The organism is Georgenia sp. SUBG003 (assembly GCF_000715355.2).
Lineage (GTDB): Bacteria > Actinomycetota > Actinomycetes > Actinomycetales > Actinomycetaceae > Georgenia.
Genome location: NZ_CP180204.1, coordinates 3,991,284 through 4,015,756, shown reverse-complemented (window position 1 = coordinate 4,015,756; position 24,473 = coordinate 3,991,284). Strand labels below are relative to the sequence as shown.

Annotated in this window: 23 protein-coding genes, 1 tRNA gene, 1 other RNA gene and 16 pseudogenes; 17 read left to right on the top strand and 24 right to left on the bottom strand. The window is 71.7% G+C overall.

Annotated features, from left to right (window positions below; all coding sequences use genetic code 11):
• Positions 1-743: 743 nt before the first annotated feature.
• The gene (locus DA06_RS21920; protein WP_418608160.1) at positions 744-1,253 is read right to left on the bottom strand and encodes a TIM-barrel domain-containing protein; all 510 of its coding nucleotides are present in this window, start codon (positions 1,251-1,253) and stop codon (positions 744-746) included.
• Entirely contained in the window at positions 1,253-1,723 is a 471-nt protein-coding gene (locus DA06_RS21915) for an ROK family protein (protein WP_418606018.1), read from the bottom strand. Before DA06_RS21915 ends, DA06_RS21920 begins: the two co-directional genes overlap by 1 nt.
• Before the next feature lie 231 nt (positions 1,724-1,954).
• Between DA06_RS21915 and DA06_RS21910 the strand changes: the two genes are divergently transcribed.
• Positions 1,955-2,125 carry a hypothetical protein gene (locus tag DA06_RS21910; RefSeq protein WP_418608377.1) on the top strand — a complete coding sequence of 57 codons (171 nt, stop codon included), beginning with the start codon at positions 1,955-1,957 and terminating at the stop codon, positions 2,123-2,125.
• Positions 2,126-2,412: 287 nt separating this feature from the next.
• Here DA06_RS21910 and DA06_RS21905 read toward each other — a convergent pair.
• Positions 2,413-2,998, bottom strand: a pseudogene (locus DA06_RS21905) (ABC transporter permease); the annotation flags it as partial.
• A gap of 782 nt (positions 2,999-3,780) precedes the next feature.
• Here DA06_RS21905 and DA06_RS21900 point away from each other — a divergent pair.
• Both DA06_RS21900 and DA06_RS21895 read left to right on the top strand, forming a co-directional pair.
• A pseudogene (locus DA06_RS21900) lies at positions 3,781-3,930 on the top strand (AraC family transcriptional regulator); the annotation flags it as partial.
• A gap of 149 nt (positions 3,931-4,079) precedes the next feature.
• Complete coding sequence (locus DA06_RS21895; RefSeq protein ID WP_418608376.1) at positions 4,080-4,694, top strand: hypothetical protein; 615 nt, start codon at positions 4,080-4,082, stop codon at positions 4,692-4,694.
• A gap of 282 nt (positions 4,695-4,976) precedes the next feature.
• Here DA06_RS21895 and DA06_RS21890 read toward each other — a convergent pair.
• Positions 4,977-5,141: pseudogene (locus DA06_RS21890) on the bottom strand (hypothetical protein); the annotation flags it as partial.
• On the opposite strand from DA06_RS21890, the gene DA06_RS21885 reads away from it, so the two are divergent.
• Positions 5,077-5,451, top strand: coding sequence for a hypothetical protein (locus DA06_RS21885; RefSeq protein WP_418608375.1), 375 nt, complete (start codon positions 5,077-5,079; stop codon positions 5,449-5,451). The pseudogene DA06_RS21890 and the gene DA06_RS21885 overlap by 65 nt on opposite strands.
• Before the next feature lie 286 nt (positions 5,452-5,737).
• Here DA06_RS21885 and DA06_RS21880 read toward each other — a convergent pair whose 3' ends face one another.
• From DA06_RS21880 to DA06_RS21850, 7 genes and pseudogenes are all read right to left on the bottom strand, one after another.
• A complete protein-coding gene (locus tag DA06_RS21880) occupies positions 5,738-6,058 on the bottom strand; it encodes a lactate racemase domain-containing protein (protein WP_418606017.1) in 321 nt (106 codons plus the stop codon).
• Positions 6,059-6,321: 263 nt separating this feature from the next.
• On the bottom strand, positions 6,322-6,861 hold the full coding sequence (locus DA06_RS21875) for a hypothetical protein (protein ID WP_418606016.1): 540 nt from the start codon (positions 6,859-6,861) through the stop codon (positions 6,322-6,324).
• A gap of 290 nt (positions 6,862-7,151) precedes the next feature.
• Positions 7,152-7,463: pseudogene (gene rpsI / locus DA06_RS21870) on the bottom strand (30S ribosomal protein S9); the annotation flags it as partial.
• Positions 7,403-7,702 carry an Ig-like domain-containing protein gene (locus tag DA06_RS21865; RefSeq protein WP_418606015.1) on the bottom strand — a complete coding sequence of 100 codons (300 nt, stop codon included), beginning with the start codon at positions 7,700-7,702 and terminating at the stop codon, positions 7,403-7,405. The gene DA06_RS21865 and the pseudogene rpsI, both read right to left, overlap by 61 nt.
• A complete protein-coding gene (locus DA06_RS21860; RefSeq protein ID WP_043504914.1) occupies positions 7,699-7,890 on the bottom strand; it encodes a hypothetical protein in 192 nt (63 codons plus the stop codon). Before DA06_RS21860 ends, DA06_RS21865 begins: the two co-directional genes overlap by 4 nt.
• A gap of 225 nt (positions 7,891-8,115) precedes the next feature.
• A pseudogene (locus tag DA06_RS21855) lies at positions 8,116-8,238 on the bottom strand (VOC family protein); the annotation flags it as partial.
• A 118-nt stretch (positions 8,239-8,356) separates the two neighbouring features.
• Positions 8,357-8,923, bottom strand: a pseudogene (locus tag DA06_RS21850) (long-chain fatty acid--CoA ligase); the annotation flags it as partial.
• Between DA06_RS21850 and DA06_RS21845 the strand changes: the two are divergent.
• Positions 8,895-9,470: a sensor histidine kinase gene (locus DA06_RS21845; protein WP_418608158.1), complete on the top strand. Its 576-nt coding sequence runs from the start codon at positions 8,895-8,897 to the stop codon at positions 9,468-9,470. The pseudogene DA06_RS21850 and the gene DA06_RS21845 overlap by 29 nt on opposite strands.
• Here DA06_RS21845 and DA06_RS21840 read toward each other — a convergent pair.
• A complete protein-coding gene (locus DA06_RS21840; RefSeq protein WP_418606013.1) occupies positions 9,376-9,858 on the bottom strand; it encodes a gamma-glutamyltransferase in 483 nt (160 codons plus the stop codon). The two genes, DA06_RS21845 and DA06_RS21840, sit on opposite strands and share 95 nt — an antisense overlap.
• Position 9,859: 1 nt before the next feature.
• On the opposite strand from DA06_RS21840, the pseudogene DA06_RS21835 reads away from it, so the two are divergent.
• Positions 9,860-10,157, top strand: a pseudogene (locus DA06_RS21835) (epoxyalkane--coenzyme M transferase); the annotation flags it as partial.
• Between the two features lie 320 nt (positions 10,158-10,477).
• On the opposite strand, the gene DA06_RS21830 reads toward DA06_RS21835, so the two are convergent.
• On the bottom strand, positions 10,478-11,734 hold the full coding sequence (locus DA06_RS21830; RefSeq protein ID WP_418606011.1) for a glutamine synthetase beta-grasp domain-containing protein: 1,257 nt from the start codon (positions 11,732-11,734) through the stop codon (positions 10,478-10,480).
• Positions 11,735-11,824: 90 nt separating this feature from the next.
• Here DA06_RS21830 and DA06_RS21825 point away from each other — a divergent pair.
• A pseudogene (locus DA06_RS21825) lies at positions 11,825-12,154 on the top strand (acyl-phosphate glycerol 3-phosphate acyltransferase); the annotation flags it as partial.
• A gap of 219 nt (positions 12,155-12,373) precedes the next feature.
• Here DA06_RS21825 and ffs read toward each other — a convergent pair.
• Positions 12,374-12,468: signal recognition particle sRNA small type (gene ffs / locus DA06_RS21820), an RNA gene on the bottom strand.
• Between the two features lie 136 nt (positions 12,469-12,604).
• Between ffs and DA06_RS21815 the strand changes: the two genes are divergently transcribed.
• From DA06_RS21815 to DA06_RS21800, 4 genes are all read left to right on the top strand, one after another.
• Positions 12,605-12,689 (top strand) — tRNA-Ser (locus DA06_RS21815).
• A 211-nt stretch (positions 12,690-12,900) separates the two neighbouring features.
• Complete coding sequence (locus tag DA06_RS21810) at positions 12,901-13,047, top strand: hypothetical protein (protein WP_418606010.1); 147 nt, start codon at positions 12,901-12,903, stop codon at positions 13,045-13,047.
• A gap of 5 nt (positions 13,048-13,052) precedes the next feature.
• The gene (locus DA06_RS21805) at positions 13,053-13,784 is read left to right on the top strand and encodes a hypothetical protein (RefSeq protein WP_418606009.1); all 732 of its coding nucleotides are present in this window, start codon (positions 13,053-13,055) and stop codon (positions 13,782-13,784) included.
• Between the two features lie 56 nt (positions 13,785-13,840).
• On the top strand, positions 13,841-14,083 hold the full coding sequence (locus DA06_RS21800) for a hypothetical protein (protein ID WP_418606008.1): 243 nt from the start codon (positions 13,841-13,843) through the stop codon (positions 14,081-14,083).
• A gap of 263 nt (positions 14,084-14,346) precedes the next feature.
• On the opposite strand, the gene DA06_RS21795 is transcribed toward DA06_RS21800, so the two are convergent.
• The 5 genes and pseudogenes from DA06_RS21795 to DA06_RS21775 all read right to left on the bottom strand — a co-directional run bounded on the left by DA06_RS21795 (position 14,347) and on the right by DA06_RS21775 (position 16,725).
• The gene (locus DA06_RS21795) at positions 14,347-14,742 is read right to left on the bottom strand and encodes a hypothetical protein (RefSeq protein WP_418606006.1); all 396 of its coding nucleotides are present in this window, start codon (positions 14,740-14,742) and stop codon (positions 14,347-14,349) included.
• A 122-nt stretch (positions 14,743-14,864) separates the two neighbouring features.
• Positions 14,865-15,322, bottom strand: a pseudogene (locus DA06_RS21790) (AAA family ATPase); the annotation flags it as partial.
• 75 nt (positions 15,323-15,397) lie between these two features.
• On the bottom strand, positions 15,398-15,622 hold the full coding sequence (locus DA06_RS21785; protein WP_418606005.1) for a VOC family protein: 225 nt from the start codon (positions 15,620-15,622) through the stop codon (positions 15,398-15,400).
• Positions 15,623-15,718: 96 nt separating this feature from the next.
• Positions 15,719-16,384, bottom strand: a complete 666-nt coding sequence (locus DA06_RS21780; protein WP_418606003.1) for a hypothetical protein — start codon at positions 16,382-16,384, stop codon at positions 15,719-15,721.
• The gene (locus DA06_RS21775; protein WP_418606002.1) at positions 16,357-16,725 is read right to left on the bottom strand and encodes a hypothetical protein; all 369 of its coding nucleotides are present in this window, start codon (positions 16,723-16,725) and stop codon (positions 16,357-16,359) included. The genes DA06_RS21780 and DA06_RS21775 overlap by 28 nt, the downstream gene beginning before the upstream one ends.
• Positions 16,726-16,932: 207 nt before the next feature.
• On the opposite strand from DA06_RS21775, the gene DA06_RS21770 reads away from it, so the two are divergent.
• On the top strand, positions 16,933-17,259 hold the full coding sequence (locus tag DA06_RS21770) for a dsRBD fold-containing protein (RefSeq protein WP_418606001.1): 327 nt from the start codon (positions 16,933-16,935) through the stop codon (positions 17,257-17,259).
• A gap of 90 nt (positions 17,260-17,349) precedes the next feature.
• Here DA06_RS21770 and DA06_RS21765 read toward each other — a convergent pair.
• Positions 17,350-17,653 (bottom strand): annotated as a pseudogene (locus tag DA06_RS21765) (SRPBCC domain-containing protein); the annotation flags it as partial.
• 1,434 nt (positions 17,654-19,087) lie between these two features.
• A pseudogene (locus DA06_RS21760) lies at positions 19,088-19,330 on the bottom strand (alcohol dehydrogenase catalytic domain-containing protein); the annotation flags it as partial.
• A 227-nt stretch (positions 19,331-19,557) separates the two neighbouring features.
• On the opposite strand from DA06_RS21760, the pseudogene DA06_RS21755 reads away from it, so the two are divergent.
• The 4 genes and pseudogenes from DA06_RS21755 to DA06_RS21740 form a co-directional block, all read left to right on the top strand.
• Positions 19,558-19,767: pseudogene (locus DA06_RS21755) on the top strand (tRNA pseudouridine(38-40) synthase TruA); the annotation flags it as partial.
• Positions 19,756-20,176 (top strand): annotated as a pseudogene (gene carB / locus DA06_RS21750) (carbamoyl phosphate synthase large subunit); the annotation flags it as partial. The pseudogenes DA06_RS21755 and carB, both read left to right, overlap by 12 nt.
• 178 nt (positions 20,177-20,354) lie before the next feature.
• Positions 20,355-20,798, top strand: coding sequence for a hypothetical protein (locus DA06_RS21745; protein WP_418608373.1), 444 nt, complete (start codon positions 20,355-20,357; stop codon positions 20,796-20,798).
• Complete coding sequence (locus DA06_RS21740) at positions 20,683-21,117, top strand: cysteine hydrolase family protein (protein WP_418608157.1); 435 nt, start codon at positions 20,683-20,685, stop codon at positions 21,115-21,117. The genes DA06_RS21745 and DA06_RS21740 overlap by 116 nt, the downstream gene beginning before the upstream one ends.
• A gap of 626 nt (positions 21,118-21,743) precedes the next feature.
• On the opposite strand, the pseudogene DA06_RS21735 reads toward DA06_RS21740, so the two are convergent.
• A pseudogene (locus DA06_RS21735) lies at positions 21,744-22,177 on the bottom strand (GTPase); the annotation flags it as partial.
• Positions 22,178-22,741: 564 nt separating this feature from the next.
• Between DA06_RS21735 and DA06_RS21730 the strand changes: the two are divergent.
• Positions 22,742-23,065: a helix-hairpin-helix domain-containing protein gene (locus DA06_RS21730; protein WP_418608372.1), complete on the top strand. Its 324-nt coding sequence runs from the start codon at positions 22,742-22,744 to the stop codon at positions 23,063-23,065.
• 48 nt (positions 23,066-23,113) lie between these two features.
• Here DA06_RS21730 and rplJ read toward each other — a convergent pair.
• Together rplJ and DA06_RS21720 are read right to left on the bottom strand one after the other, a co-directional pair.
• Positions 23,114-23,399 (bottom strand): annotated as a pseudogene (gene rplJ, locus DA06_RS21725) (50S ribosomal protein L10); the annotation flags it as partial.
• 642 nt (positions 23,400-24,041) lie between these two features.
• Positions 24,042-24,470: pseudogene (locus DA06_RS21720) on the bottom strand (nucleoside-diphosphate sugar epimerase/dehydratase); the annotation flags it as partial.
• Positions 24,471-24,473 lie beyond the last annotated feature (3 nt).

The following is a 24,473-nucleotide window of genomic DNA, read 5'->3' as shown; positions in this document are numbered from 1 at the left end:
GGTGCTGCACCGGTTCGGCACCGTCTCGGGACCGGACGGGCTCGCGTGCCTCGTCGACGCGCTCGACGCCGTGCGCCACCAGCTGGTGCTCGTCAGCTGCATCGGGCCCGGCGACCTCGACCGCTCACGCCTGCGCCGGCCGGGGCCGCAGCTCCTCGCCGACCTCATCGAGCAGTCCGCCACGGGGAACCTGCCCGGCGCCGAGGCGGACTCCGAGCCGGCCGAGAGCCCGGACCAGCTCCTCGTCGACCTGGCGGAGCGGCTCTGGCGCCTCGGGCTCACGGTGGTGCCGCGCTACGGCGTGGAGGGCGGGGTGCGCATCCCGCTCGCCATCGGCCACCCCGAGCTGCCCGGCGAGCTCCTGGTCGCGGTGCTCACGGACGACGCCGAGTACGTCGCCGAGCGGTCCCTGCGGCGTCGCGACCGGCACTGGGTGCAGGGGCTCGTCGCACGCGGCTGGCGGGTCCGCATGGCGTTCTCCACCGCCGTGTTCATGGACCCGCAGGCCGAGGCGCAGGCCATCCTCGACACCGTCCTGGAGGTGGTCGAGGAGCGGCGCGCCGCCGCGCTCGCCGCCCGGCCCGGCACCCCGGACATGACCGCGCTGCCGCACACCTACACGACCGGGCAGACGGCCGCCTCGGGTGACGAGGCGGCCCCTCGGCTCGGGCATAGACACATTTCGGGCGGCTTCCCGGGCTGCGGGACCCATGCCAGCCGACCACGCAGCTCTCCACCTCTGCTCACGCGTGCGAGTGACGTGCATCCGCTGCGACCGCCACTGGCGCCTGTCCAGCTTGGCGCGTACGTGCGCGCAACGGATCCGACGAGGCCTGCTCGCGCCGGTCCTGATTCGCGCACAGTCCGGAAAAGGGTGTTGTCGCCGCGAAATCCGTGAGGCTCTCGCGGCCCTGGCCCGCTAGGCCCGCTAGGGGAGAGGGAGGTGACCGCGCGAGGGAGAGGTTGGTCCGACCGGTCGCCTTCCCCCTTCCTGCGGGTGCGGCGGCGGACGTAGCATGCTGTGGCGAATCGAGGTGGCGGTGGGCGTCAGGATCGCGCTGCTCGGTGACTTCTCGGTCGAGGTGGACGGGGAGTCGGTGCCGCACGCCCTGTGGAGACTCCCACGACGTCGAGTTGTCCCCCGCCCACGTCTGCGCGTAGCGCTGGATGCCGGCGTGCCCGGCACGGCAGACGATGTAGGGACGGACGGTCCGGTTCTTCTCGGCGATGGCGTCTCGCGTCACCCGGCACATCAGGTTCGCCATGACTGTGCGGAGCCGGGCGATCGCGCGCGCGCGCCGTCGAAGTCGCAGCGGGAGTCCTTGTCGATGATCCCGTCGTACTCGCAGTTGTCGTTCCAGACCGACGTCGTGCCCTTGTCCAGGACGGCCTCGGTGAGCCAGCGCTTCCACGCCTCCCGCGCGGCGGGCCTCGTGAAGTCGACGAAGCGGCCGGGACCGCCCCACCACGTGCCCACAGCGGGCCCCTCGCCGGCGCTCGCAGCGGCGTCGGCGCTCCGGGTCACGAAGACGTCGGCGGCGGCGAACTCGCCGACCTCGCGGCCCTCCCGCAGCTGCGCCACGGCCGTGACCACGGCGTGCTCGATCGCCCCCGGGTCCGTGGGGTCCGTCGGGAAGGTGGCCGTCGCGCCCAGCCGCCCGTCCTCGTCCACGACCCCGGCCGCGATCTTGGTCCCGCCGATGTCAACGCCGATTGTCAGCATAAGTCCCACCTCGTTCGTCAAAAGTCTCGCCGGCATCTTCGCGGCTCCGGCGTGTTCGGTGCGAGAGGCACGCCGACGAGCCGTTCCGGCCGATAATGTGCACCATACGGACGCCCCCTCTGCCGATGGAGACAGCATGGACGAGTTCACCACCCCTCGCCGGGTCGAGGTCGACCCGCGCGCAGCATCACCGACTACCTGGTCGACCATGCGCGCCAGCGGCCCGAGCAGGTGCTCTACGAGCAGAAGGTCGGCGAGGAGTGGGTGAGGTACGACGCCACGTGGACCCTGGCGCGCGTCGAGGAGCTCGCCAAGGGGCTCATCGCCGCCGGCGTCGCGCGCTCGAGGTCATGGTCCTGCGGGACCCGGACAGCCAGGACGAGCGCCGGCTGCGGGAGCTGAGCGACCAGTACGAGCTGCCGGTGCTGAGCATCCACGCGACGCTGCTGCTCACCCAGGGCGTCTGGGGCAACGACCCGTGGGACAAGGTCGACCGGGCGACGGAGCTGGCGCACGACGTCGGGGCGGACGTGGTGGTGCTGCACCCGCCGTTCCGGTGGCAGCGCTCGTACGCCGAGCACTTCGTCGGCGCCGTCGCGGAGCGCGAGCGCCTGGACGGGATGCGGCTCGCCGTCGAGAACATGTTCCCGTGGCGGGCGCGTTCCAAGAAGCGCGAGCGCGTCATGCAGGCCTACCTGCCCGGCTGGGACCCGCTCGAGCACGAAGCCGAGGAAGCCGAGGCCGGCGAGCGTGAGGATCGCCTCCGAGCGTTGAGGGTGATGATCAGCGGCAGCGACCGGGTGGCGTTGCGCAGCACGTGGCGGAACAGGATCCGACCGGTGGAGGCGCCGATCACCTGCGCGGACTCGACGAACGGCTCGGCCTTGAGCCGGACCGTCTCGGCGCGCACCACCCGGAAGTACTGCGGCACGAACACCACGGTGATCGAGATCGCGGCCGCCATGATGCCGCCCCACTTCGACGACTGCGCCCGAGATGACGATCGACATGACGATCGCCAGCAGCAGGGTCGGGAAGGCGTAGACGGCGTCCGCGATCGTGACGAGGACGCGGTCGAGCCAGCCGCCGAGGTAGCCGGAGAGCAGGCCCAGCAGCACGCCGAGGAAGAGCGAGGCGGCGATGGCGATGACCACCGTCGAGATCGCGGTCTGGCGCCCCAGATGACCCGGGAGAGAACGTCGAAGCCGCCGACGGTCGTGCCCCAGGGATGCGCGTCGCTGGGCGGGGCGGTGCGGGGAAGCTGCCGCCGTCGTCGGAGACGGTCTGCCCGCTGAGGAAGAGGGCGGTGCGCGCCGCCAGGCGGGCCTGTCCTCGGTGGGGGGCGAGGAGGTGGCGGTGGGGTGCTCACCCCGGCATTCTGGGCGAGACCGTCCGTCCTCTCCCAGCGAATTTCGGCTGGACCCGGTCATCTCCTCCGGGACGGCTGCCCCGGTGACGCGAGGGCTTCCCGGGAGCGGGCAGGATGCGCGGAAGGGACGGAAGCGGAGGTCGACGGTGCGAGTTCTCCTTGCGGGCGCCACGGGCGCGATCGGAGTTCGTCGAGCGCGACGACGCCGCCCACCGCGCGGTCATCGAGGCGCGCGGCAAGGACAGGCGCGGCAACGGCACCGCCTCGGCGACGGTGACGATGTCGCTGACGGCCGAGGGGACGCGACCCGGGCGGAGGTCGTCACCGACCTGTCGGTCACCGGCAAGCCCGCCCAGTTCGGCCGCGGTGTGATGCAGGACGTCTCCGACAAGCTGCTCGGGCAGTTCGTCGCCTGCATCGAGGGCCAGTTCTCGGAGGCCGGCGACGGTGCGACGGGGCACTCCGGCGCGGCGGAAGCTGCGGCGGGGGTGCCCGCCCCTGCTGCCGTGCCTGCTGCCGCGGCGGAGGTGTCGCGGTCGTGCGGCCGGGGCGAGGCGTGCAGCAGGCTGGTCGAGGAGCTGCTCTGCGCGCAGGACCTGCGTGGGGTGGGGGTCCCAGGAGGAGAGTGCGGCTGCTCGTCACGCAGCTGCTGGTCAGGCTCCTGCGGGGCGAGCGGCGTGACGCCCGCATGGCCCCGCGCGAGGGACGGATCGCCGACGTCGTCCACTACCTTCACGACCACTACGCCGAGCCGATCGACCTTGCGACCCTGTCGGAGAGGTTCTTCATCAGCCCGTTCTACCTCTCGCGCGAGTTCAAGAAGCACACCGGCACGACGATCATCGGCTACGTCAACGGCCTGCGCGTCGGCCGCGCCGAACGGCTGCTCCAGGAGACCGGGGCCTGGTCCTCGAGACGCCGGGGACCTTCAAGGCCGCCGACGAAGCGATCGCCCATTTCACCAACCTGGAGCGGGCCTATGAGGCGATGGAGACGGAGGCGCACAAGGAACAGGTCCTCGCTCACATCCCGGACCACCACAGGAACCTGGTCGAGGCCCGGAACCGCGCCGACCGGCTCGACACCCTCGGCGTCCTGCGCCCCGGCGACACCCCGTTCCGGCTGTGGCGCCTGCACACCGAGAAGGGCCTGCTCGACGGTGCCGCCGACGACAACCGGGCCGCGTACCGCAACCAGCAAGGCGTCTTCGAGGCCCGCGCCCGCGAGCGCGACCTGGCCGACCAGATCGGGGAGGTCCAGCAGCAACGGCGCGACAACGGCGGCGACGCCCTGGAGAGCCTGGGCCGCCAGATCGAGAAACTGACCGAGGAGCGCGACACGGCCGTCGCGAACCGGGAGCGGTTCGACGAGCGGACCGCGGCGCTGGATCTGACGGTGACCACGGCGGCTGACCTCGCCGCGGCGCAGGACGCGGCCCGCCGCTTCCTCGACGGACAGGCGTCGGCCGAGCAGGAGTTGGAGAACCGGCTGGACCGGGCACCCGGCGGCACTCAGGCGGCAGCGGGCGTCCGTGGAGAGGGGACGAGAGAGCTGGAAAGATCCGCATGGCCCCAACCTCCTTCCCTGATCCCCGAGCCTTGACCGCCACCACGCACGCGGCCTCGTGGGACACCGCACCTGCGCCCGCCCGTGCCGCCGCCGTGCCGCGGTGCCACCCGAACGGTACGGACGCGCCCAGCGTCGAGTCGACACAAATTCCCGCAACTCTGATGGGCGTGCTCCGACCAGGCTCGACGAGGCGCTCGCCACAACGCCGAAGACTCGAAAGGACGCCTGGGGCCAGTCTCGGCAGAGAATGGCCGGCGAAACCCGGGCGACGTCGGAGGGCTCGGAGCGGGCCAGGTAGCTGTTCGGCCGCTTCTGCTCGTTCAGCCTGACGAAGGTTCCCGCCTCCACCAGCTCGGCCGCGAAGCGGTCGTACTCCTCCTGCGACCCGTCGCAGACGTAGATGCGGTCCGGCCTGGTGAGCGCCGCGATCTCCTGCACCCAGCTGTACAGGGTGGGGTCCTTGATCTCCAGGCCGCTCATCTCCACGGCGGTACGGGGTGCAGAGTCCGTCATCGTCATCCTGCTGTCCTCCGATGTGTCTTCCGAGCGCTGTTCGACGCCTGTTTCCACTGTCCGCTCATCGGAGGACTCCTTTCAAGCCACACTAGGTGTAAAACGGCGAAAGTTTCGCTACCGTCAACCCATGTCTGTCGAAAGCCCGTCTGACAAGACAACCAGAGCTTCGGCCGATCCGCTCGTCCTCGGCCGCCGCATCCGGCACGCACGCACCAGCCGCGGCATGACGCTGCGCGAGCTGGCCTCCGCCGTCGGCTCGACGGCGGCGCGGTGAAGGCGCCGGGCACCTACACCGCGACGGGCAGCGTCACGGTCGCCGCGCGGGCGCTCACCGGATACACCTTCAGCGCCGGCGCGAGGACGACGTGGACGCACACCTTCTCCACCTCGACGGCCGGCGCCCGCTCCGGCCGAGCAGCGGTACGGGTTCTTCCTCAACGACTCGTGGTCGTCCAAGGCGAACCACGTCTTCGCCTACGGCCGGTTCGCGACCGTGCCGGCCTCGGTCACGACGGCGACGCACAGCTTCTCGCCGGGGATGCGGTCGACGGCCGCGTTGATCAGGGCCCGCACCGGCGTGATGCCACGGTGCCGATGATGTCGAACGAGAGATGAGCGCCCCCGACCCAGTGCGACATGTCGATGCGTCGTGACCCGACAGCCCGGGGAAGAAGTACTTGTCCGCCGGACATGCCGACGACCTCGTGCGGCAGGACCGGGCCGACGACAAGGGAGACGTCGTGCTCCACGACGGCGCGGTTGACGATGACGTGCATCGGCCGGTCGGTCAACCGCCCGCCGGAGTACCGGGCGACCTCCTCGGCGGGGATCGTGCCGAGGTCGGCGAAGGTCTCCGGCTTCCACCACTCGTGGTTCAGCACCCGCCACCCCGGGTAGGTGTCCTCCAGCAGGGGCGGCGCCTGGACTGACTGGACGGTCGGAGCCGACCGAAAGTCCTCGCCCGGAGTGCCGGATCAGGTGATACTGCCGGTACCGGCAACGACGGCGGGAGGCAGACATGACTGCTACCAGGCAGTCCGACGTACGCGCCACCGAGACCCACGAGGTCACCGAGCGCGAGGCGAGGAGGGTGGCCGAGCGCCCGCGAGACCGGCTGGGAGCAGCCGTCCTTCGCCAAGGAGCTCTACCTCGGGCGCTTCCGGCCCGATCTCATCACTCCGCACCCGCGTCCCGAGCCCGAGCTCGCCGCGCGCGGCGAGGCGTACCTGGCGGAGCTCGCCGAGTTCCTGCGCACGGTGGACGTCCGGGCCATCGAGCGTGACGCGCGCATCCCGGACGAGGTGGTCGCCGGGCTGGCCCGCATGGGCACGTTCGGCATCAAGATCCCCGCCGAGTACGGCCCCACCATGAACGGCGGGGTCGAGGGGCCTCGACGACGACACCTCCGTCGGCGGCCCCGCACGACGACGTTGCAGGGGCAGCAGCAGGGCCGATCGACTCCTCGGCCTGGGGGGGCTCGGGTGGGGCGACCCCGGGGGGGGGTTGCACGCACCGAGGGATCAGCTGGGGGGCGGGGATGTCGACGTCGAGCTTCTTCCTCAGGGTGGCGGCCATGTCGATCTCGGGTGAGGACGCCGAAGCCCTGCGCGGCGAGCGCCTCGCGGACAGCGGTGGCGGCGGGCTCGAACTGCTGGTCGAGGGTGACGGAGATCCCGTAGGTCATGAGCTTCTCTCGTGGGGGCGCGGCGGTCGCCGGGCCGGGGTCGGGCGGTCGGGCGGACCGGTCGGGCTGATCGGTCACGCGCCGGTGGACGCCGTCTGGTGGGCGGCGGGCTTTGAGCGCACCTCGTCCAGCACGCCGTCGGTGCCGAAGAGTCGGGCCATGGTTCTACCTCCGAGTGGGTGGGTTGTGCGGCGTCCATGGTGCCAGTTCGTCGGCGGGCAGGACGCACGTGCCGGAACGCGCCGCGGCCCCGCCCGAGACAGCTCGGTGCGGCGCGGACGAGGCGCTGATCAGCGCTTCGAGTACTGCGGGGCCTTGCGGGCCTTCTTCAGACCGGCCTTCTTGCGCTCGACCGAACGGTCGTCGCGGCGGAGGAACCCGGCCTTCTTCAGCGCCGGACGGTTCGACTCGCGGTCGATCTCGTTGAGGGCGCGGGCGATGCCCATGCGGAGGGCGCCGGCCTGGCCGGAGATGCCGCCGCCGTTGATGCGGGCGATGACGTCGAAGCGGCCGGCGATGTCGAGCAGCGTGAACGGCGAGCTCACGAGCTGCTGGTGGAGCTTGTTGGGGAAGTAGTCCTCGAGCGAGCGCCCGTTGATCTTACGGTGAACGTCACCTGCGAGGTGCTCCGGTTGCGCGACGTCCTGGCGGTGACGGCGAGGACGTGCTCACCGAGTGCGAGACCACCCAGCTCGACGGTCGTGCCGTCGGTGACCTCCTCGCCGTCGAGCGTGATGTCGACGGCGTGCACACCGCTGAGGTCGTCGGACGCCTCGACGTCCACAGTGAACGTCTCCGTGTAGGAGAACGCCGCACCGTCCGCCGTGCCGACGGAGATCACGGGGCGACGTGGTCCTCGGCCTGCAGCGCCGCGGCGTACTGGCCGAGCGTCATGAACACGGCGCCGGAGCGTTCCGCGAGGTCCTCGAGCTCGGTGAGCGTCTGCCGGTACCCGGCGAAGGCCCGGGGGTCGAGGCTGCCGTCGGCGAAGTCACCGTCGTACGAGGTCAGCTCGAAGAGGACTCGCACATGCCGTACCGGCCGAAGTCGTTCTCGCACCGGTCGGCGAGCGAGTTGTCGGCGTGCTGCTGCCAGGAGTAGTCCTTGCCGTCCTTGGTCGGGGCGCACGCCCTCCGGGTCCTGCATGACGATCCAGCCCGCGTCCATGCCGCCGGGCTCGAAGCGACGCACGCGCACGGCACCGAGGGCGACCAGCTGGTCGCACCGCTCCTCGAGCGCCCGCCATCCCGCTCCTCACCCCTGCAGCCCGGGAGCTGCGCGGACGTCCAGGTGCACGCGATTCTTCGCGGTCTTGCTCTCCGGCACGCGCTGGAAGAACAGGCGCGGTCCTGTGCCTCCGGGGTCGCTGACGGCGGACCGGTCGTTGCGGCGCTCCTCGGGGCGCCCCCAGGCGTCGAGCGCGTCCGTCCAGGAGGCGAACCCCGGGCGGTGGCGGGTCGAGCTGGTAGCCGAGCACGTCGGCCCAGAAGCGCGCGAGCGCGCCGGGGTCGGCCGCGTCGAAGGTGATCTGCACTGTCGCTGCCATGACGTCTCCTGACGGGGTCAGGTAGCCGTTCTCCACCGTGAAGTCCATGTCGAGCACGTGGAAGGAACGGATCTGCTCGGCGCGCGAGACCTTCGTGTTGGCCCTGTCGACGGCCATCTGCAGGTGCTCGCGCACGAACGGGTCACGTGCCGCCTGCTCCACCGTGAGCGGCTCCCGCCCGTGGTTGGTCAGCCACCCGGGCAGCATCTCGGCGTCGAGGGTGACGAGCGCCCCGATGAACGGGCGCTGGTCACCGACCACGACGCACTGGGAGACGAGGGGATGGGCGCGGATGGAGTCCTCGAGCGGGGCCGGCGCGACGTTCTTGCCGCCGGCCGTGACGATGATCTCCTTCTTCCTGCCGGTGATGCGCAGGTAGCCGTCCTCGTCCATGGACCCCAGGTCGCCGGTGCGGAACCAGCCGTCCTCGAAGGCCTCCGCCGTCGCCGCCGGGTTGTTGTGGTAGCCGCGGAAGACCGGCACGCCCCTGGCGAGGATCTCGCCGTCGTGCGAGATCAACGCCCTCGCCCGCGACCTCCACGACAGCGTCGGTCACGCCCTGACAGTCACCTCGCTTCAGGCCGCAGCCGCCGAGCGGGCACTCGACCGCGATCCCGAGTTTGTCCGCTCCGCGCTCACCGCTATCGCCAGCACCGGTAGGGATGCGGCTGCCGAGCTCGACCGTGCGCTGGGACTGCTCCGCCAGGGCGCGCCGACGGCCGCGGAGGCCGCCGCGGGGGATCGGACCCTTGCCGACCTGCCCACTCTCGCCGATGAGCTGGGCACCGCCGGGGCCGAGGTCGCGCTTGCGCTGCCCACCACCGATCAGGTGCCACCGCTCGTCTCTCGCGCGAGCTACGCCGTCGTCCGTGAGGCGACGCGAACGCTCTGCGCCACGGGTGACGGGCAGCATCGTCATCACCCATGGGGGGGTCACCCGGGCTCCCGCAGTCGAGATCGAGGGTGGGTCAACGGGTCTGTCCCGGGCGGGGGGGAGCGGGGGGAACCCCCCGGGGCAGGGGCGGGGGGATTGGGCCCGGGCATGCGGGGAGAGGGGCTGTAGCCCCTCGGGTGGGCTGCGACCGAGGCCGGCTCCCGGGAGCGGCGGGGCGGCAGCGAGCACCGTGTGGTCGCCGAACTCTCGCCCGGACGGTCGGTGCGGACCACGGAGTAGCCGGCCAGCGTCGCGGCGTCGAGCCCGTCGACGGAGGTGAGCGCTCGGTGAGCTCGCCCTGGTAGAAGGCGTCGGCCCCACCGTCGGCGATCGTCCGCATCGTCCCGGCAAGGTCCTCCTGGACGAGCCGCTCCCCGGCGGCCAGCGGCTCGCCGCCGGGCGAGAAGTGCTCGAGGGCGCCCACGGCGGCGGGCCCGTAGTCACTACGCATGCGAAGAGCGAGGAACTCCGAGACCTCGAACCCGTCCGCGGCCAGCTCGATCGCCGGTGCGACCACCTCGGACCAGGGCAGCAACGTCCGTCACGAGCACGAGTACAAGGTGTGGGACGACGTCGCGCTGCCGGAGGGCAAGCTCGTCCTGCCCGGCGTCGTCTCGCACGCGACGAACGTCCGTCGAGCACCCCGAGCTGGTCGCCGACCGCATCGAGCGGTTCGCGGTCCGCGTGGCCGCGAGAACGTCGTCGCCTCCACCGACTGCGGGCTGGGCGGGCGGATCCATCCGCAGATCGCGGTCGCCAAGCTGGAGGCGCTCGCGCAGGGGGCGGAGGATCGCCACCAGGCGGCTCTGGGGCTGACAGCGGGAACGTCGTCGGGGGGCGCGCGCCGCGATCGCGCGCGCCCCGGTGCCGGATCCCCACCGGTTCCGAGCGCCGTCGACCCGCCGGCCCGTGGTCCCGTCAGGACAGGGCCACGACGAGCCTGCTGCTTCCCGACTCCACGGCCGCGGCCAGGGAGCGACCCACGCGGGAGCGCGACACGTGCCAGGCGCCTCCGCTGACCCGCCCGGGCTTGCGTCCGCGTCCCGCCACCACCACACTTTTTGTACCAATGCATTAGTTCATTGAGGGAGTGGAGACCATGGCGCTGTTCTCGTTCGTCCTCGTGCTCGTCCCCGTCACGGTCGCCGTCGTGCTCTCGACCTGGATCGCCCGTGCCGCGCGGGAGCCGGCCCGAGAACACCCCCGGCCGCCACACTCGTCGCCGCACGCAGGCACGAGAGCGTCACCTCGGCGCTGGGGCTGGCCGGCGGGGTCGCCGTCGCGGTCGTCGCCGTCGTCGTCGCGGGGAACGGTGCCAGGGTCGTGCCGGGCGCACCCGGCCTCGTGGCGGCTCTTTCCTCGTGCAGGCGGGGCGTCTGGAGGAAGACCTCGCGGATCGTGGCGGTGATGATCGGCAGGATCATCACCGCGAGCACGATGCCGGCGGACATGACGTTCTTCGCCGGGGCCTGGAAGTCGGCGAAGAGCGGGATGAAGCCGAGCGTGCCCGAGAGCCAGTCGAACAGCGGCTCCAGCTGGGGAACGAGCCAGGACATGCCCCACATGCCGTAGACGACCGACGGGATGGCGGCCAGCAGGTCGACCAGGTACCCCAGGCCCTGCGCGGCCCGGCGGGGGCGTAGTGCGAGATGAAGAGCGCGATCGCGACGCTCAGCGGCACCGCGAGCAGCAGGGCGATGGCGGAGGAGAGCAGCGTGCCGAAGATCAGCGGGGCGATGTAGGCGCCCAGGCCCTTGCCCTGCATGAACCCGACGGCCTCGTAGTCCTCCTGCGAGGCCATGATGGCGGGCCACGAACGCACGAGGAGGAAGCCCGCGACCGCCGCGAGGATGATGAGGATCGCGATGCCCGCTCCGGTGGAGACGCCGGCGAAGACCTTGTTGTCGGTGGGCGGTGCCGCGGGCGACGTGGTCGAAGTACCCGCCGGTGTCGATCGGCACCAGCGGGTCCTTCGGCGAGGAGACGTTCTGGAAGAGGTAGAACTCGATCTCCGGATGGGTGTAGAAGGTGAAGCCGGCGTCGGCCGCCTTGTTCATCGCCCGCTTGAGGACGCCGCGCGGGTCGGACGGGCGGGTCGCCGGTGGGGTCAGCACGTCGCAGAACATGCGGGCGACGCCGTTCTCGTCGCCCCGCCACGGGAGCACCTGGAACGTGGAGGGGTCCGGCTTGGCGAGCATGTCCGACTCGTAGACCCTGGAGAGGCCCTCGATCGAGGAGCCGTCGAAGCCGATGCCCTCCGCGAAGGCGCCCTCGAGCTCGGCGGGGGCGATCGCCACGGACTTGAGCACGCCGAGGACGTCTGTGACCAGCCGGATGAAGCGGACGTCCCGCTCCTCGATCGCCCTGAGGACGTACTCCTGCTGCTTGTCCATGTGTCGGCTCCTGGTTCGGCGTGGCTGACCGCGGCGAGGCGGCGTGCGGCAGGTGTCCGCACGGTCCCATCATGGCGCAACTCCGCCTGCAGGCTCGTCGACGAGCTCGTCTCCCGGGTGAAGGCGGGCGAACGGTTCTACCTCGTGGTCACCCCGGGAGGGACGCGCAGCGCGTCGCCGTACTGGAAGTCGGGCTTCTACCGCATCGCACGGGCCACCGGGCTGCCCGTCACGCTGGGATACGTCGACCGCACCACGATGACGGCCGGCCTCGGACCCACTCTGGCGCTCACGGGCGACGTGACGGCGGACATGGACCGGATCCGAGCGTTCTACCGGGACAAGACCGGTGTCACGGGTCGGACCACCACTCCGCGCCTGCACGAGGAGTCGTCGGACGGTCCGGCAGACGGCCGCTGAACCCACGCCGCAACCCCGCCGTGCCCGGGCGGCAGGGAGTCCGGGCGCCCCGCAGCGCCGCCATAAGAGGTTCGGTGACGTGCTCCTGGCCGATGACCTCCTGGAAGGTCTCGGGCCGGTAGCGGCGGTACAGGGCTGTGCTCACGGACCGAGGTTAGCCGCGCGCACCCACACCTGGCACACACCCTCGTCAGGGCTGTGCACAGCCGCGCACGGGCATGAGAGGACCCCCCGTGCACCCGCCAGAGCTCACCTACTTGCTGCCTTCCGGCCCTGGGGGAGTTCGGCAAGATGACGCCGCACGAGGGGTCGCCGACAAGTCTAACGGACCGCCGCGCACCTGTGCGCACGGGTGACCAAGCCCACCCCGCGGCCCACGCCGCCGTGGTCGAGGCCCCGCGCCCGGTCGGGTATCCTCGACACTCGAAAGTCCGCCGCAAGTCTTTCCCAGGAGGATTCGCCTAGTGGCCTATGGCGCACGCTTGGAAAGCGTGTTGGGTTAACGCCCTCGGGGGTTCGAATCCCCCATCCTCCGCACTCGGATCGGGTGCCCGCTTCTGCGGCGGGCACCCGATCGTGCTTCCCGGGCCCGTCCCTCCTCCGGCACACGGCGGCCGTCCTGGGCGTCGTCGGCTACGTGATCGTCGTGGAGCTGATGCTCATGAACTACCTCGGCGAGCTCCAGCCGTGGCTGGTGGTGAAGAACGTGGAAGTGGATCAACCGAGGCGCCAGCTACTTCGTGGACGTGTGCACCACCGGGCCGACCGGCACCACGTGCGAGTTCACGGAGAGATCGCTCGCGTTCGGGCACTCGGCCGTCTACCTCGTCACCCTCACCGCCGTCGTCGTGCTGGCGGGCGCGCTCGTGCTCCGCCGCCGGGACGCGGTTTGACGCCCGTGGGAACCACACGCGTGGGACCGTGGAGCATGGGTGACCACGGACCCCTACATGCGCGCCGAGGGCCGTTACCGGCTGATGCCCGGCATCATCACGCCCTGGCCGAGTCCGGAACCCCGTTCTCCATACTCACCAAGGGGCTGCTCCGTCGGGACCTCCCGTTGCTGGTCGAGGCCTCCCGCACGGTGGACGTGTCGGTCGCGGTCTCGGCTCGCTCCTGGTCGATCCCGATCTCCAGCAGCGGCTCGGAGCCCGGGACCCCGACGCCGAGGGCGCGCCTGGACCTCGTCCGCGCGATCACCGCGCGGCTCGAGTGCTCCGTCCTCGCGATGCCGATCCTGCCCTGGCTGACCGACTCCGAGGAGCAGCTCGACGCCCTCTACGCGGCCCTCGCCGACGCCGGGGCGTCCGACGTCACCACCGGTGCGCTGCACCTGCGGCCGGGCGCGCGCGAGTGGTTCCTCGCCTGGCTGGGGCGGGAGTACCCCGCGCTGGTGCCGCGGTACCGCCGCCTCTACGGCACGAGCTCCTACGCCCCTGCCGACTACCGGAAGTGGCTGGGTGAGCGGTTCACGGGGCAGGCTCGCCGACGGCACGGGTTCGCGCGCGTCGCGACTCCGTCGAGTTCCCGTCACCGGACAGGTCTGAGGAAGAGGTATCGATGTCCCGACCAGCCCAGCCCCCGAGCTCACCGTCGCCATCCTCGCGGGAGGCCTGTCCCACGAGCGTGACGTGTCCCTGCGCTCGGCGCCGCGTCGCGGGTGTCCTGCGCGACGAGGGGGTCAGGGTGCACGTGCTGGACGTGGACGCGAATCTGGTGCCCCGCCTGGAGCAGCTCCGGCCCGACGTCGTGTGGCCGCTGGTGCACGGGTCGACCGGCGAGGACGGGTCGCTCCAGGACCTGCTGGGTCTGCTGGGCCTGCCCTTCGTGGGGAGCGAGGCGGCCGCGTGCCGGCTCGCGTCGCAGAAGCCGGTCCGTCCTGCCGCGGATCGAGCGCCACGGCTCGTACATCCATCCTGCGCGCGGTGACCAACGTGCTGCTGGCGCGACCTCGCCGGGCTCACGTCGAGCAGATGATGGCCGGGGGCACCGTCGGTCTTCTGCGACTTCACCGACTACGACGAGATCGCCCCATCACGCCGGCCCGACGCGTCCGGAGTCGATGGCGTCGCTGGAGGGGCTCGACCACCTGATCGGCGTGCTGCAGAGCGCGTCGGAGCAGCGCCGAGGCCGTACGAGTTCGTCGTCCTCTCGGACCACGGGCAGAGCCAGGGCGCCACGTTCCGGCAGCGTCACGGCCAGAGCCTCGAGGAGCTCGTGCGCGAGCTCGTCAAGGGCGGCACGGTCGCCGCCGCCACGGAGCGCACCATGCCCAGCCCCCCACGGAGCGTCGAGCTCCCCGCTCCGCCTCGTAACGGGTCCCGCCGACGTAGGGGCCCCTTGGCGGTGAGCGCGCAGAAGTTGACGTGCCCGCCAGCTCGTCCAGGAGCGCCGCCTCGTCGACGACGGCGTGCACCGGCACCCGGCGCCGGCGCCTGCAGCCGGATGCGCAGGGCGTACCCCTCGGCGGCGAGGTAGTAGCTCTGGACGATGAGGACGGGATCGGGCTCCCGCAGGACGGAGTCCGGCAGCGCGCGGACGAGGAACTTGCGCTCGAACTCGAAGTCGCCGTAGCCGGTGTCACTCATGACCAGAACCTATCGCCGCCGGCCCGCGGGGAGGCGGCCACCCGCCGGGGCCTGATGGCCGCGAGGCGTCAACTCCCCACGGAGCGGTCGACCCGGCGCAGGTCGCCGTCGCGGTGACAGAAGGGCACGAGCCGGAACGGGTAGTGGTGCGTGCGCGACCGGATCGTGCCGATGACCTTCTCCGGCTCCGTCGTCGCGAAGATGAATTTGATGTGGGGCGGGGCTCCTCGACGAGCTTGAGCAGGGCGTTGAAGCCCTGCGAGCTCACCATGTGGGCCTCGTCGAGGATGAAGATCTTGTAGCGGCGGGCCGGGGCGAAGCTGGCACGCTCACGCAGCTCGCGGGCGTCGTCGACACCGTTGTGGGAGGCGGCGTCGATCTCGACGACGTCCAGGGAGCCCGGTCCGCCGCGCGCCAGCTCGACGCACGACGGGCAGGTGCCGCACGGGGTGTCGGTGGGGCCCTTCTCACAGTTCAGGCAGCGGGCCAGGATGCGGGCCGACGTCGTCTTGCCGCAGCCGCGAGGCCCGGAGAAGAGATAGGCGTGGTTGGACACTCGTACAGCCAGGAAGCGTCGCACTCGGTGGTCTGCTCAGCCCCGGTCCGGCAGCTCGCGGCGTCGCTCGCCCCGGGGCGTCGCTCGGCCCGCGTCCGCTCAGCCCGCCGTAGGGCCGTTCCAGTCGACCAGCTGGACGATGACGCCGTTGGGGTCGCGGACCTGGAACGCGCGCTCGCCCCACTCCTCCGCGGTCAGCGGCATGGTGATCTCGACTCCCTCGCCCTGCAGGCGGGCGAGCTCCGCCTCGAGGTCGTCGACGACGAACGCGAGGATCTGCCCCTGGGCGTGGACGTCCCGCTGGTCGTCCGGGAGGGTCGGCATGCCGGTGCCCAGGTAGACGACGTTGAAGCCGGCGTCCGGCCGCGCGCCCTTCTCGGCGGACTTCGTCGGACCCGGAGCCGCCGCAGGCGGCGAGGGTCAGGGCGAGGGCGGCGGACGCGGCGACCGCACCGCCACGGCGCAGGTTGAACATGGTGAGTCCTTCGATAGGTCCGGGCCGGGCACCGGGCGCCGGGCGGAGACCGCCGGGGGGTTGGCGGCTCGACTGGTTCCAGAAAACAGCGCGGTGCGGCCTCGTGCGAACCGTGAGCCGCGCGGTCTCAGGATTCGGTCGCCACGGAGGCCGGATGAGGCGGACATCACGCGTGCCCGCCGGGGTGGTCGCGCCCGGCGGACGGTCCGCGCTCTGCGGAGGGGCGGAAGGTTGGTCGCTTCCGCGTGCGGGGAGGGTGCGCGGACCTCGCGCAGCACCTGCAGCAGGTAGGCGGGGTCCGCCGTCAGCTCGGCACGCCTGGCACGGATCGGTGCGAGCATCTCGTTGACCGCCTCGATGGTGGCCTTCTTGAGGGTGGCGGCTCCGCCGTCGCCGATCTCCGTGGCGACCTCGTACGGGTCCCGCCCGCCTGCCAGAGCCGTCAGGAGCACCAGGTTCGAGACCTCGGGGCGGTTCTCGGGGTCGTAGGTGATGCGGTCGGAGTCCGTGACCGCCCGCTTGAGCACCTTCGCGGTGGTGTCCGCGTCCATGCCGAGCTCGATCGTGTTCCCGCGCGACTTGCTCATCTTCTGCCCGTCCGTGCCGAGCACGCTGGCGGCGCTCGACAGCAGCGCCTCGGGTCCGGGGGAAGACCGGCTCCGAGCCGGCCCCCCGCGCGGCCGTAGCGCTCGTCGAAGCGCCGGGCGATCACGCGTGCCTGCTCCAGGTGCGGGAGCTGGTCCTTGCCGACGGGGACGAGGTTCGCCTTGCAGAAGAGGATGTCGGCGGACTGGTGGGACGCGCGCCGAGGCCCGCATCCGGAGCGGGATCGGCCGCGCGCCGTACGGGTCGCGGCGGGGGAACCCCGGCACGCGGATCGCGGCCGGACCGAGGCCGAAGGCCCTTCCGCTGCGGGGTGGGCGGAGAGACAGTGGGTGTCACGGTAGGCCACGCACGAAGGAGCGCGTCATGAGGGGCTCGACGAGGAGACCGCATCTCCCTGGGCGGGGGGGAGCAGGGTGGGCCCATCCCGGGTCCGGGGACGGGGGGAGATCATCGAGGGTGCGCGGGCGCGGGACGGGGGGGGCCCCGCCCGTACGTGGGTGAGGTGGAGCGACGGGGCACGAGGCCACGTTCTTCCCCCGGGCCAGGAGCGGTGGTGCGCACGCGCGGCGAGACGACCGGCCAGCCGGAGGCGGCCGGGGGCGACGGCGGAACCGCTGCACGAGTGGAGCATCCGGGTGTCGCTGTTCGAGCAGGAGGACGACACGACGGCGCAGGCGTGCTGGTCAGCGGACCCGCGGAGCAGACGGACGCCAGCGGGACCGCCCACCGCAGCGCGCGCGATCCGGCGTCGCCGCGCATCGGCGACGAGATCGCCGTGGCGAGGGCGCTGCGTCACCTTTCCGACAAGCTGTTCGAGCGGGCCCGGCACGACGTCGAGGAGGCGACCGGCGAGCACGACGTCGACATCCGGGTGAGCTGAGCGGACGCGAGGCGGGGGCGCCGACGGCGGTGCGGTCGGGGGGGCGGGCCGGACCGCACCGACGTCGTCGTGCGGACGACGACGTCCGCGCTACTCCTTGCCGAGCAGCAGCTCCTCGAGCCGCTCGTAGCCCTCGCTCATGCCCTGCTCCATCCCGGAGGACACCATGCCGTCACGAGCCTCCATGCTCGGGTACACGGAGTGGCCGGAGACCTTGGAACGGCCGCCGCCGAGGTCCATGAAGGTCAGGAACTCGATGCTGACGCGTCCGGGTAGCCGCCGAACTCGAAGGTCTGGATGGCGAACTCGTTCTCCCGCACGGTGTGGAAGACGCCGGAGAACTCGTAGGGACGCCGTCGGGACCGGTGTGGACGTAGCGGTAGGTCCCGCCGGTGAACGGCCGACGACCGCCCGGAAAGGCCTCCGCGCCCGCGCACCGTCCGGTGCCGGCACCGCGCTCGGCGACAGGTGCGGGCAACTGGTCGCACAAAGGCCCCGGCAGGCGTGGGCGTGCGGGGGCCCTTGTGCGTTGAGCTCAGGCGTACGGCGTCACTTCGTGGCGTTGGGGGCGGCCTTCACCGCGGACACGCACTGGCCCTGGTTCGGGTAGCCGAGGTCCGCCCAGCTCCGTCCTTGCACTCCCACGCCGACTCGTAGGACCGGCCGGCGCCGTAGGCGTAGAGGTCTCCGACGCTGACCGGCAGCCGGCGCCCGGCTCGGCCTTCCCGACCAGGACGTTGGCGAGCCCCTCGAGGACCGGGGTGGATGACACGGCGTTGACGTTGAGGGCATAGGTGGCCACCGCGGCGTCGGCATCCTCGGCACCGGCCAGGTCGTACGGGATGCCGAGCGAGACGACGACGACGGGCTTGCCAGTTGCGACGAGACGGTCGACGAGCTCCTGCTGCTGCGAGCAGTGACTCCTGCCACCACGTCAGCGCGGCGTACATGGTGGCGAGAGCGTCCGTCACCTCGTCCGGCTCGCCCTCCGGCGACGCCCCGTCCCCCTGCCCGGTCGTAGACCGCCTCCGCGTCCGCCTCGTCGGAGATCCCCCAGGCGGGTCGCGATGACGAGCCGGACGTCGGTGAGGGCGGCGAGCCAGTCCCCCTCCGCCCCGGTCGGCACGACGACGCGTCCGCGTGGACCTCCGGGGCCGAGAGCTCACGCCAGACCACCTCCAGCCGTGACACCTTGCCCGAGCGCACCGAGTCCTCGGTCAGGCGCGCAGCTCGGCGGACAGCCTCGCGTCGTCGTGGCTCATCGGAGGCAGCAGCCGGGCCAGGGCCGGGTCCGACGGCGCGTCGGGCGTGGCGTCGTGCGAGGGCTCGAAGTCCAGCGCCGCCAGGAGCGCCTCGTCACTCCCGAGGTCGGCTCTACGCCGAGCTCTACACGACCCAGTTCCAGCCGCAGGACAGAGCCCGCACCTGACGGCCGGTTGTGGGCGCTGGCCCGCAGAAAGCCGCTGCGGCACCAGACGTGCCCCACCCGATTTTCCCCACCCTTCCCAGGCCGTCGCTTTCACCCCGGGGTTCATCCAGGACGAGCTGCCACGCGCGTGGACGCCTTGCTGTGCTTCTTCCTCCCAACGGAGGTCACGAGGGAGTCCACATGACGAGGCACGCCCGCTTCCGGGTCCTGCACGTCGTCGAGAGCTACGGCGGGGTCGCCAGCGCGATCGACGCGTATGTCGCCGCGACGCCCGAGCTGGAGCACCACATCCTGAGGAGGAGACGTGAGGGCTCGCTCGCCGGCGACGCGAGTGCCGCGACGTTCGCCTCGGTGACGGATCTGCCCGGCGGCCCTCAGGCGGTTCTCGCCGTGAGGCGCCTCACCGGTGATCTCGTGCCCCAGCACCAGGCCCTCCGGGGCGGTGGTGCGGCCACGCACCATGTGCTGGTCGGACCCGCAGATATTCGTCGAGACGGTCTTGAGGATGACGCCGTGGTTGACCTGGCGCCCGATGTTGGCCGGGTTCACCCCCGGTCCGTCCTTCAGCTCGAACTCGGGGTAGGGGGTGTCGATGACCTCGACCTTGCCCGGACCTGCGTAGCTGACAGCCTTGTTGGTCACGAAACTGCTCCTTCGACGACGTCGTTGTCCGAAACAGGAAGCCGGCCTCTTCCGATCCTGGAGGCGACCGACCCCCACCAGCCTGCCACGCCGGATGGGGGTCCGTCACGGGTCGGGGGCTGATCCACCCCGGCCGGGAAGGGGGAACGACGGGTTAGCCTCGGGCGGTGAGCACTTCACCCTCCGTGCCGTCTTCGGGGGCCCCCCAGGCGGCCCCGACGGCGCAGCTGCGGGTGCGCCTCGACCTCGCCTACGACGGCACCGAGTTCGCCGGGTGGGCCCGCCAGCCGGGGCTCCGAACCGTCCAGGGCACGCTCGAGGAGGGGCTCACCACGGTGCTGCGCCTGCCGGAGCCGGCGAGGCTGACGGTCGCGGGCCGCACGGACGCGGGTGTGCACGCGCGCGGCCAGGTCGCGCACCTCGACCTGCCCCGCGAGGCCAAGCGGCACGGCTTCTCCGACCTGCAGATCGGGCGCTGCGCGATCTCGGCGAGGAGGCGGTGCGCGAGGTCCGCCACGCGTACGGCCTGCGCCCGGTGTACAAGACCGTCGACACCTGCGCCGCGGAGTTCGCCGCGCGCACGCCGTACCACTACTCCGCCTACGACCTGGAGACCGAGGTCGCGCCGCGAGCGCGAGGCCGTGATCATCCTGGGTTCTGGCCCGAACCGGGATCGGCCAGGGGATCGAGTTCGACTACTCCTGCGTGCACGCCACCATGGCGCTGGCGGAGAAGTACGAGACCGTCATGGTCAACTGCAACCCGGAGACGGTCTCCACGGACTACGACATCTCCGACCGCCTGTACTTCGAGCCGCTGACCTTCGAGGACGTCCTCGAGCTAGTTCTCGGGCCGGTCATCGACGACCTCGGCCTCGACACGACGCCCACCGGCCTGAAGTCAGCTCTCACCGTCACCGTCCCGCCGGAAACGGTCATGGTGGACATCACCGCCACGGATGAGCAGCCCGAGCGGGCGGCCGATATCGCTAACGCCGTCGCCGAGCAGCTCAGCGTCGCCGTCGGTGAGCTCTCCCCCGAACGGCAGGACGGCGCGGAGGCGGTTCGCGCCACCGTCACGACCCCGCCGCCGCCCCGACTCGCCCTCGTCCCCCAACGTCACCCGCAACCTCGCGCTCGGCCTTGTCCTGGGTCTCATGCTCGGCGTCGGCGTAGCCATTCTCCGCGAGATGCTCGACACCAAGGTCCGCAACGAGAAGGACATCAACGCCGTGACGGACAGCTCCGTCATCGGGACCGTGGGCTTCGATCCCTCGGGGATCGAGCATCCCGTGTTCATGTACGACGACCCGACCGGCCAGCGCGCCGAGGCCGTTCGCCGGCTGCGCACCAATCTCCAGTTCGTGGATCTGGCCGACCGGCCCGGCTCGATCGTCGTCACCTCCTCCGTGCCGGGCGAGGGCAAGTACCGTATTCGCGGGCACCGACCTCGTCAGCTGGCTGCGTGAACGCGAGATCGACACCGTCACGCTCGTCGGATACATGACCAACAACTGCGTCATCGCCTCCGCGGCGGAGGCCGAGACGCACGGAATCTCAGCTGAGGTGCTCGCCGACGCCACGGGCGCGATCAACATCGCGAACGACGCAGGCTTCGTCGACGCCAGGACGGTGCACACCACCCTGCTCGCGCTGCTGAACTCGAACTTCGCCGCCGTCGCGGACACCGCGACGTGGTCCGGTGCGGTGGCCGGCGAGGCGCTGCCCAAGAGCGACCTCGGCGCCTCTGCCGTGACGGGTGCACAGCTCGCCGCTTCTCTGGTCTGACGCCAGCAAACCCCCACGCCCGCCCGCGCCGAGGACTCCTCCTCGCGCGGGCGCGCCGTGGGTGTTGAAGGCGTTCGAGACGGTTACGCGACACGCCGAGGTCGTCGGCGAGTGTCTGCAGCGTCACACGTGGCACCTGGCTCCCTCCGACTTGTCGTCTTGCTCTCGCGCGGACCGTAGCGCGCGAGCATGCCTACCTACGTACCGCCGCGGGCCGGAGTCGTCGGCAACGCCATTGCCCGGCCAGGGACCTCGAGGTCGGGGTGACTCCCTCGTGTGTGGTTGCCTCATTGCGTGTCCCACTGTGCTGAGGGTTGCCTGAACGGAGCCTGAATGCACCTGCGTCCTGCTCAGTCGGTAAGGTCCGGTCCTCACGGTTCCCCGCGCCCCGTCAAGCGTGGTGTCCGTTCGGCCCGGCAGGTTCCCGGTCCGGTCAGGATGCTGAGGAGTGCGCCGGTGACCGTCCCCGCGGTCGCGCCCGAGGGGCGTAGAGCCGGGGGCCAGGGTGACGCAGCAGTCCGTGACGACTCTTGGGCGGGAGGTGGGCGACGACCACGGCGTCGCCGCGACCGTTCTCCCCACTCCCGCCCAAGCTCCGTACACGCTGTCGTGTAACGCCTTCTCCGCGCCGCCTGCGTGCGCAGCGAGGCGTAGAAGTCGCGCCGGACGTCTGGTGCACGCGGCGGCGGATCCCCGCGGTGTCGACGAACCACCACGGCTTCCCGTCGAGCTCCACGAGCTCCGTCGACGGGTCCCGGGTGGTGCCGGCGGTCTCGTGGACCACCACCCGCTCGCGCCCGCGAGCGAGTTCAGCAGCGAGGACTTCCCCACGTTCGGACGGCCCAGCAGGGCCACGCGCCGCGGCCCGCCCGCCGGCAGCCTGCCGGCGACGGCGGAGACCTCGGGGAGGATCTTCATGGCGGCGTCGAGCACGTCGCCGGAGCCGCGCCCGTGGAGCGCGGACACCGGGGTACGGCTCCCCCCAGCCCCCAGCGACCACAGCATGGCCGCGGTCGGCCTCCTGCACGGGCGAGTCGACCTTGTTGGCCACGAGCACCATGGCCCCCCTGGCTGTCCCCTGCCTGCTGCCCGTACGCCGCCTGGGTCCGGCGTCGGGCTGCTGCCAGCCGGACGAGGAGTTGCTGGCGCCGACGTCCGCGCCCGGGCGGCGGCGCAGGGCGGCGTCGACCGCGACGTCACCGAGGCCCACGAGCCACTGCGCCGTGGGCTCCAGGGGTGGACGGGGTTCGCCGCCACCAGGGCACGCAGTTCCGGGCGGTGCGCGGGCGATCTCGGCGAGGGCCTCGGGGGCGTGGACGGGTTGCTGGCGTCGTAGGACGAGTACTGGTCGGCGGTGGTCATGCGGGTTCCTTCGGGTTACGGTCGTTCTCCTCCGGAGGCTAGGGCATAGACCCGCCCGTGCCGATGGGGAGGACTGCCCGGTGAGACCTCGCGCACGCCGGCACCACCCGTCCGAGCGTTTGGCGACGACGAGCCGCGGTTCTTCACGACGATTCACACACCTTCGTCAGCAAGTGGCATGATCTGTCCATGCCCAAGATCATCGGCGGCTCACTGGCGGAGCACCGCGAGCGCACGCTCCGTCGGCCGGAGCCCGGCCGACGTGCTGGAGGCACTGTCGCGGCTGACGTCGGCACAGCTGGTAGACATGCCGACCATCGCACGGGTCATCGGTGTCGGGCCCGACGGCGATGCGCTGGACTCCGCCCTCGCACCGCGCGGCTACCGGGTCCTCGCGAAGATCCCGCGCCTGCCCACACCGGTCGCGGAGTCGATCGTCGCCCACTGCGGCAGCCTGCAGGTGATGCTCTCGGCGTCGGCCGAGGACCTGCAGTCCGTCGACGGCGTCGGTCCGCACCGCGCCCGCGCCGTCCGTGAGGGACTCTCCCGCCTCGCCGAGTCCTCGATCCTCGAGCGCTTCGCCTGACGGGGCGTTGCCCGTCACTCCAGCGTGAAGACCGTCGCCGCCGCGGGCAGGCTCGCCCCGTCGAGGGTCGCGTCGACCGGCTCCCCCGGTCACGAACGCGATCGCGGTGGGGCCGGAGAGCTCGTCCTCGAGGTTGTCGAGGCCGGCCTCCTTCGCCGCGATGGCCGTCAGCGTGTTCTTCACCACGGCGTAGCTAGCAGTACCGGCGAGCGAGGCGCAGCTGCTTGAGCTGGGCGACGCTGAGTCCGCGGTACTCGGTCAGCATGACGGCGCTCGACCCACGGAACTGCTCCGTGATCTCGGCAACCGCTGCCGCCTTGTCAGGCCTCGCCATGGCCCTCCTTCCGGTAGTGACGCCGGTCGGCGGCCCGAAACGCAGAAAAGCCCCGTGCGCAGGAAGCACGGGCTCGGGCGCCACGAATGGCTCAAGCTCGTCTCTCACCTGCGCAGGCTCCGCGTCAGCGGACTTGGCCCCGTCTGCGAGACGGCGACCGGCGGTCTTTGGCAGCTGCCACCTTACAGGGCCTCCCACGTCCCCGACAACGGCCGGGCCACCCTGCGCCGCCCCGGAGGCCGTGTCGTTGGCCACACAGCGCCCCGGCAGTCGCCCGCTCGGGAACCGGTAGGGCTGGGACACAGGCAGCGCTCGGACACCGAGCGGGCGGCTGTTCTGTCGGAGCCGCGTAGCGGCCGAGCTGGCGGAACGTCTCGACGGCGTGGCGGTACACCTCGGGGTCGTCGGGTCGGCGGCGCCGGGCTCGTGCCAGAACCAGGTCGCCGTCTGCTGCGCGGGGGTCAGCGGCTGGTGCAGGCCGAGGCACACGGTGCGCACCCCGAGCTCGACCGCGGCGTCGACCGTGCGGTACGAGTACGCGACGTTCGCCGCCGCGGCGACGGGGTCGTGGTCGACGACCGACCGGCGCGACACGGAGATCGCGCTGACGCCCAGCCCTTCGTCGGCGCCGGCCGACGGGATGGCGAGGATCACGGCGGTGGCACCGGTGCCGCGGGCGTGCTCGGCGAGGGCCTGCCCGGTGCCGAGGACGCGGCAGCCGTCGATCACCAGGTGGCGCTTGAGCCGGTCGTCGTCGACGAGCCCGACCACGTGGTAGGCCGCGGCACGGTCCTCCCTGATGAGCCGCACCAGCTGCGAGCCGGCGTCGCCGGCGCCGTAGACGAGGACCCGCTCGCACGTGGGCGGTGCGGGGGCCGTTCGCGGTCGTGGAGCATCCGGTAGCGCCCCGGCCCAGGGCCATGAACAGCAGCGCGAGCAGGGGGCAGAGCACGGACAGCGCCACGGCGGTGGACTCCAGGCCGTAGAGCGAGACGGAGAAGGTGCTGGCCGGGCGGCTACGCCTTGCTGCGCAAGGGCAGGAAGACCCTCGCCGTCATCGCTACCAACCACGTC

Bases quoted from the DNA above. Each gene is read 5' to 3' on its own strand.
- DA06_RS21920 (WP_418608160.1), bottom strand. From the start codon at position 1,253: ATGTGCCGGGTGACGCGAGACGCCATCGCCGAGAAGAACCGGACCGTC.
- DA06_RS21785 (WP_418606005.1), bottom strand. From the start codon at position 15,622: ATGCCGACCCTCCCGGACGACCAGCGGGACGTCCACGCCCAGGGGCAG.
- DA06_RS21830 (WP_418606011.1), bottom strand. From the start codon at position 11,734: ATGGACAAGCAGCAGGAGTACGTCCTCAGGGCGATCGAGGAGCGGGAC.
- DA06_RS21795 (WP_418606006.1), bottom strand. From the start codon at position 14,742: ATGAGTGACACCGGCTACGGCGACTTCGAGTTCGAGCGCAAGTTCCTC.
- DA06_RS21895 (WP_418608376.1), top strand. From the start codon at position 4,080: ATGGAGACGGAGGCGCACAAGGAACAGGTCCTCGCTCACATCCCGGAC.
- DA06_RS21915 (WP_418606018.1), bottom strand. From the start codon at position 1,723: ATGCTGACAATCGGCGTTGACATCGGCGGGACCAAGATCGCGGCCGGG.
- DA06_RS21875 (WP_418606016.1), bottom strand. From the start codon at position 6,861: ATGACCTACGGGATCTCCGTCACCCTCGACCAGCAGTTCGAGCCCGCC.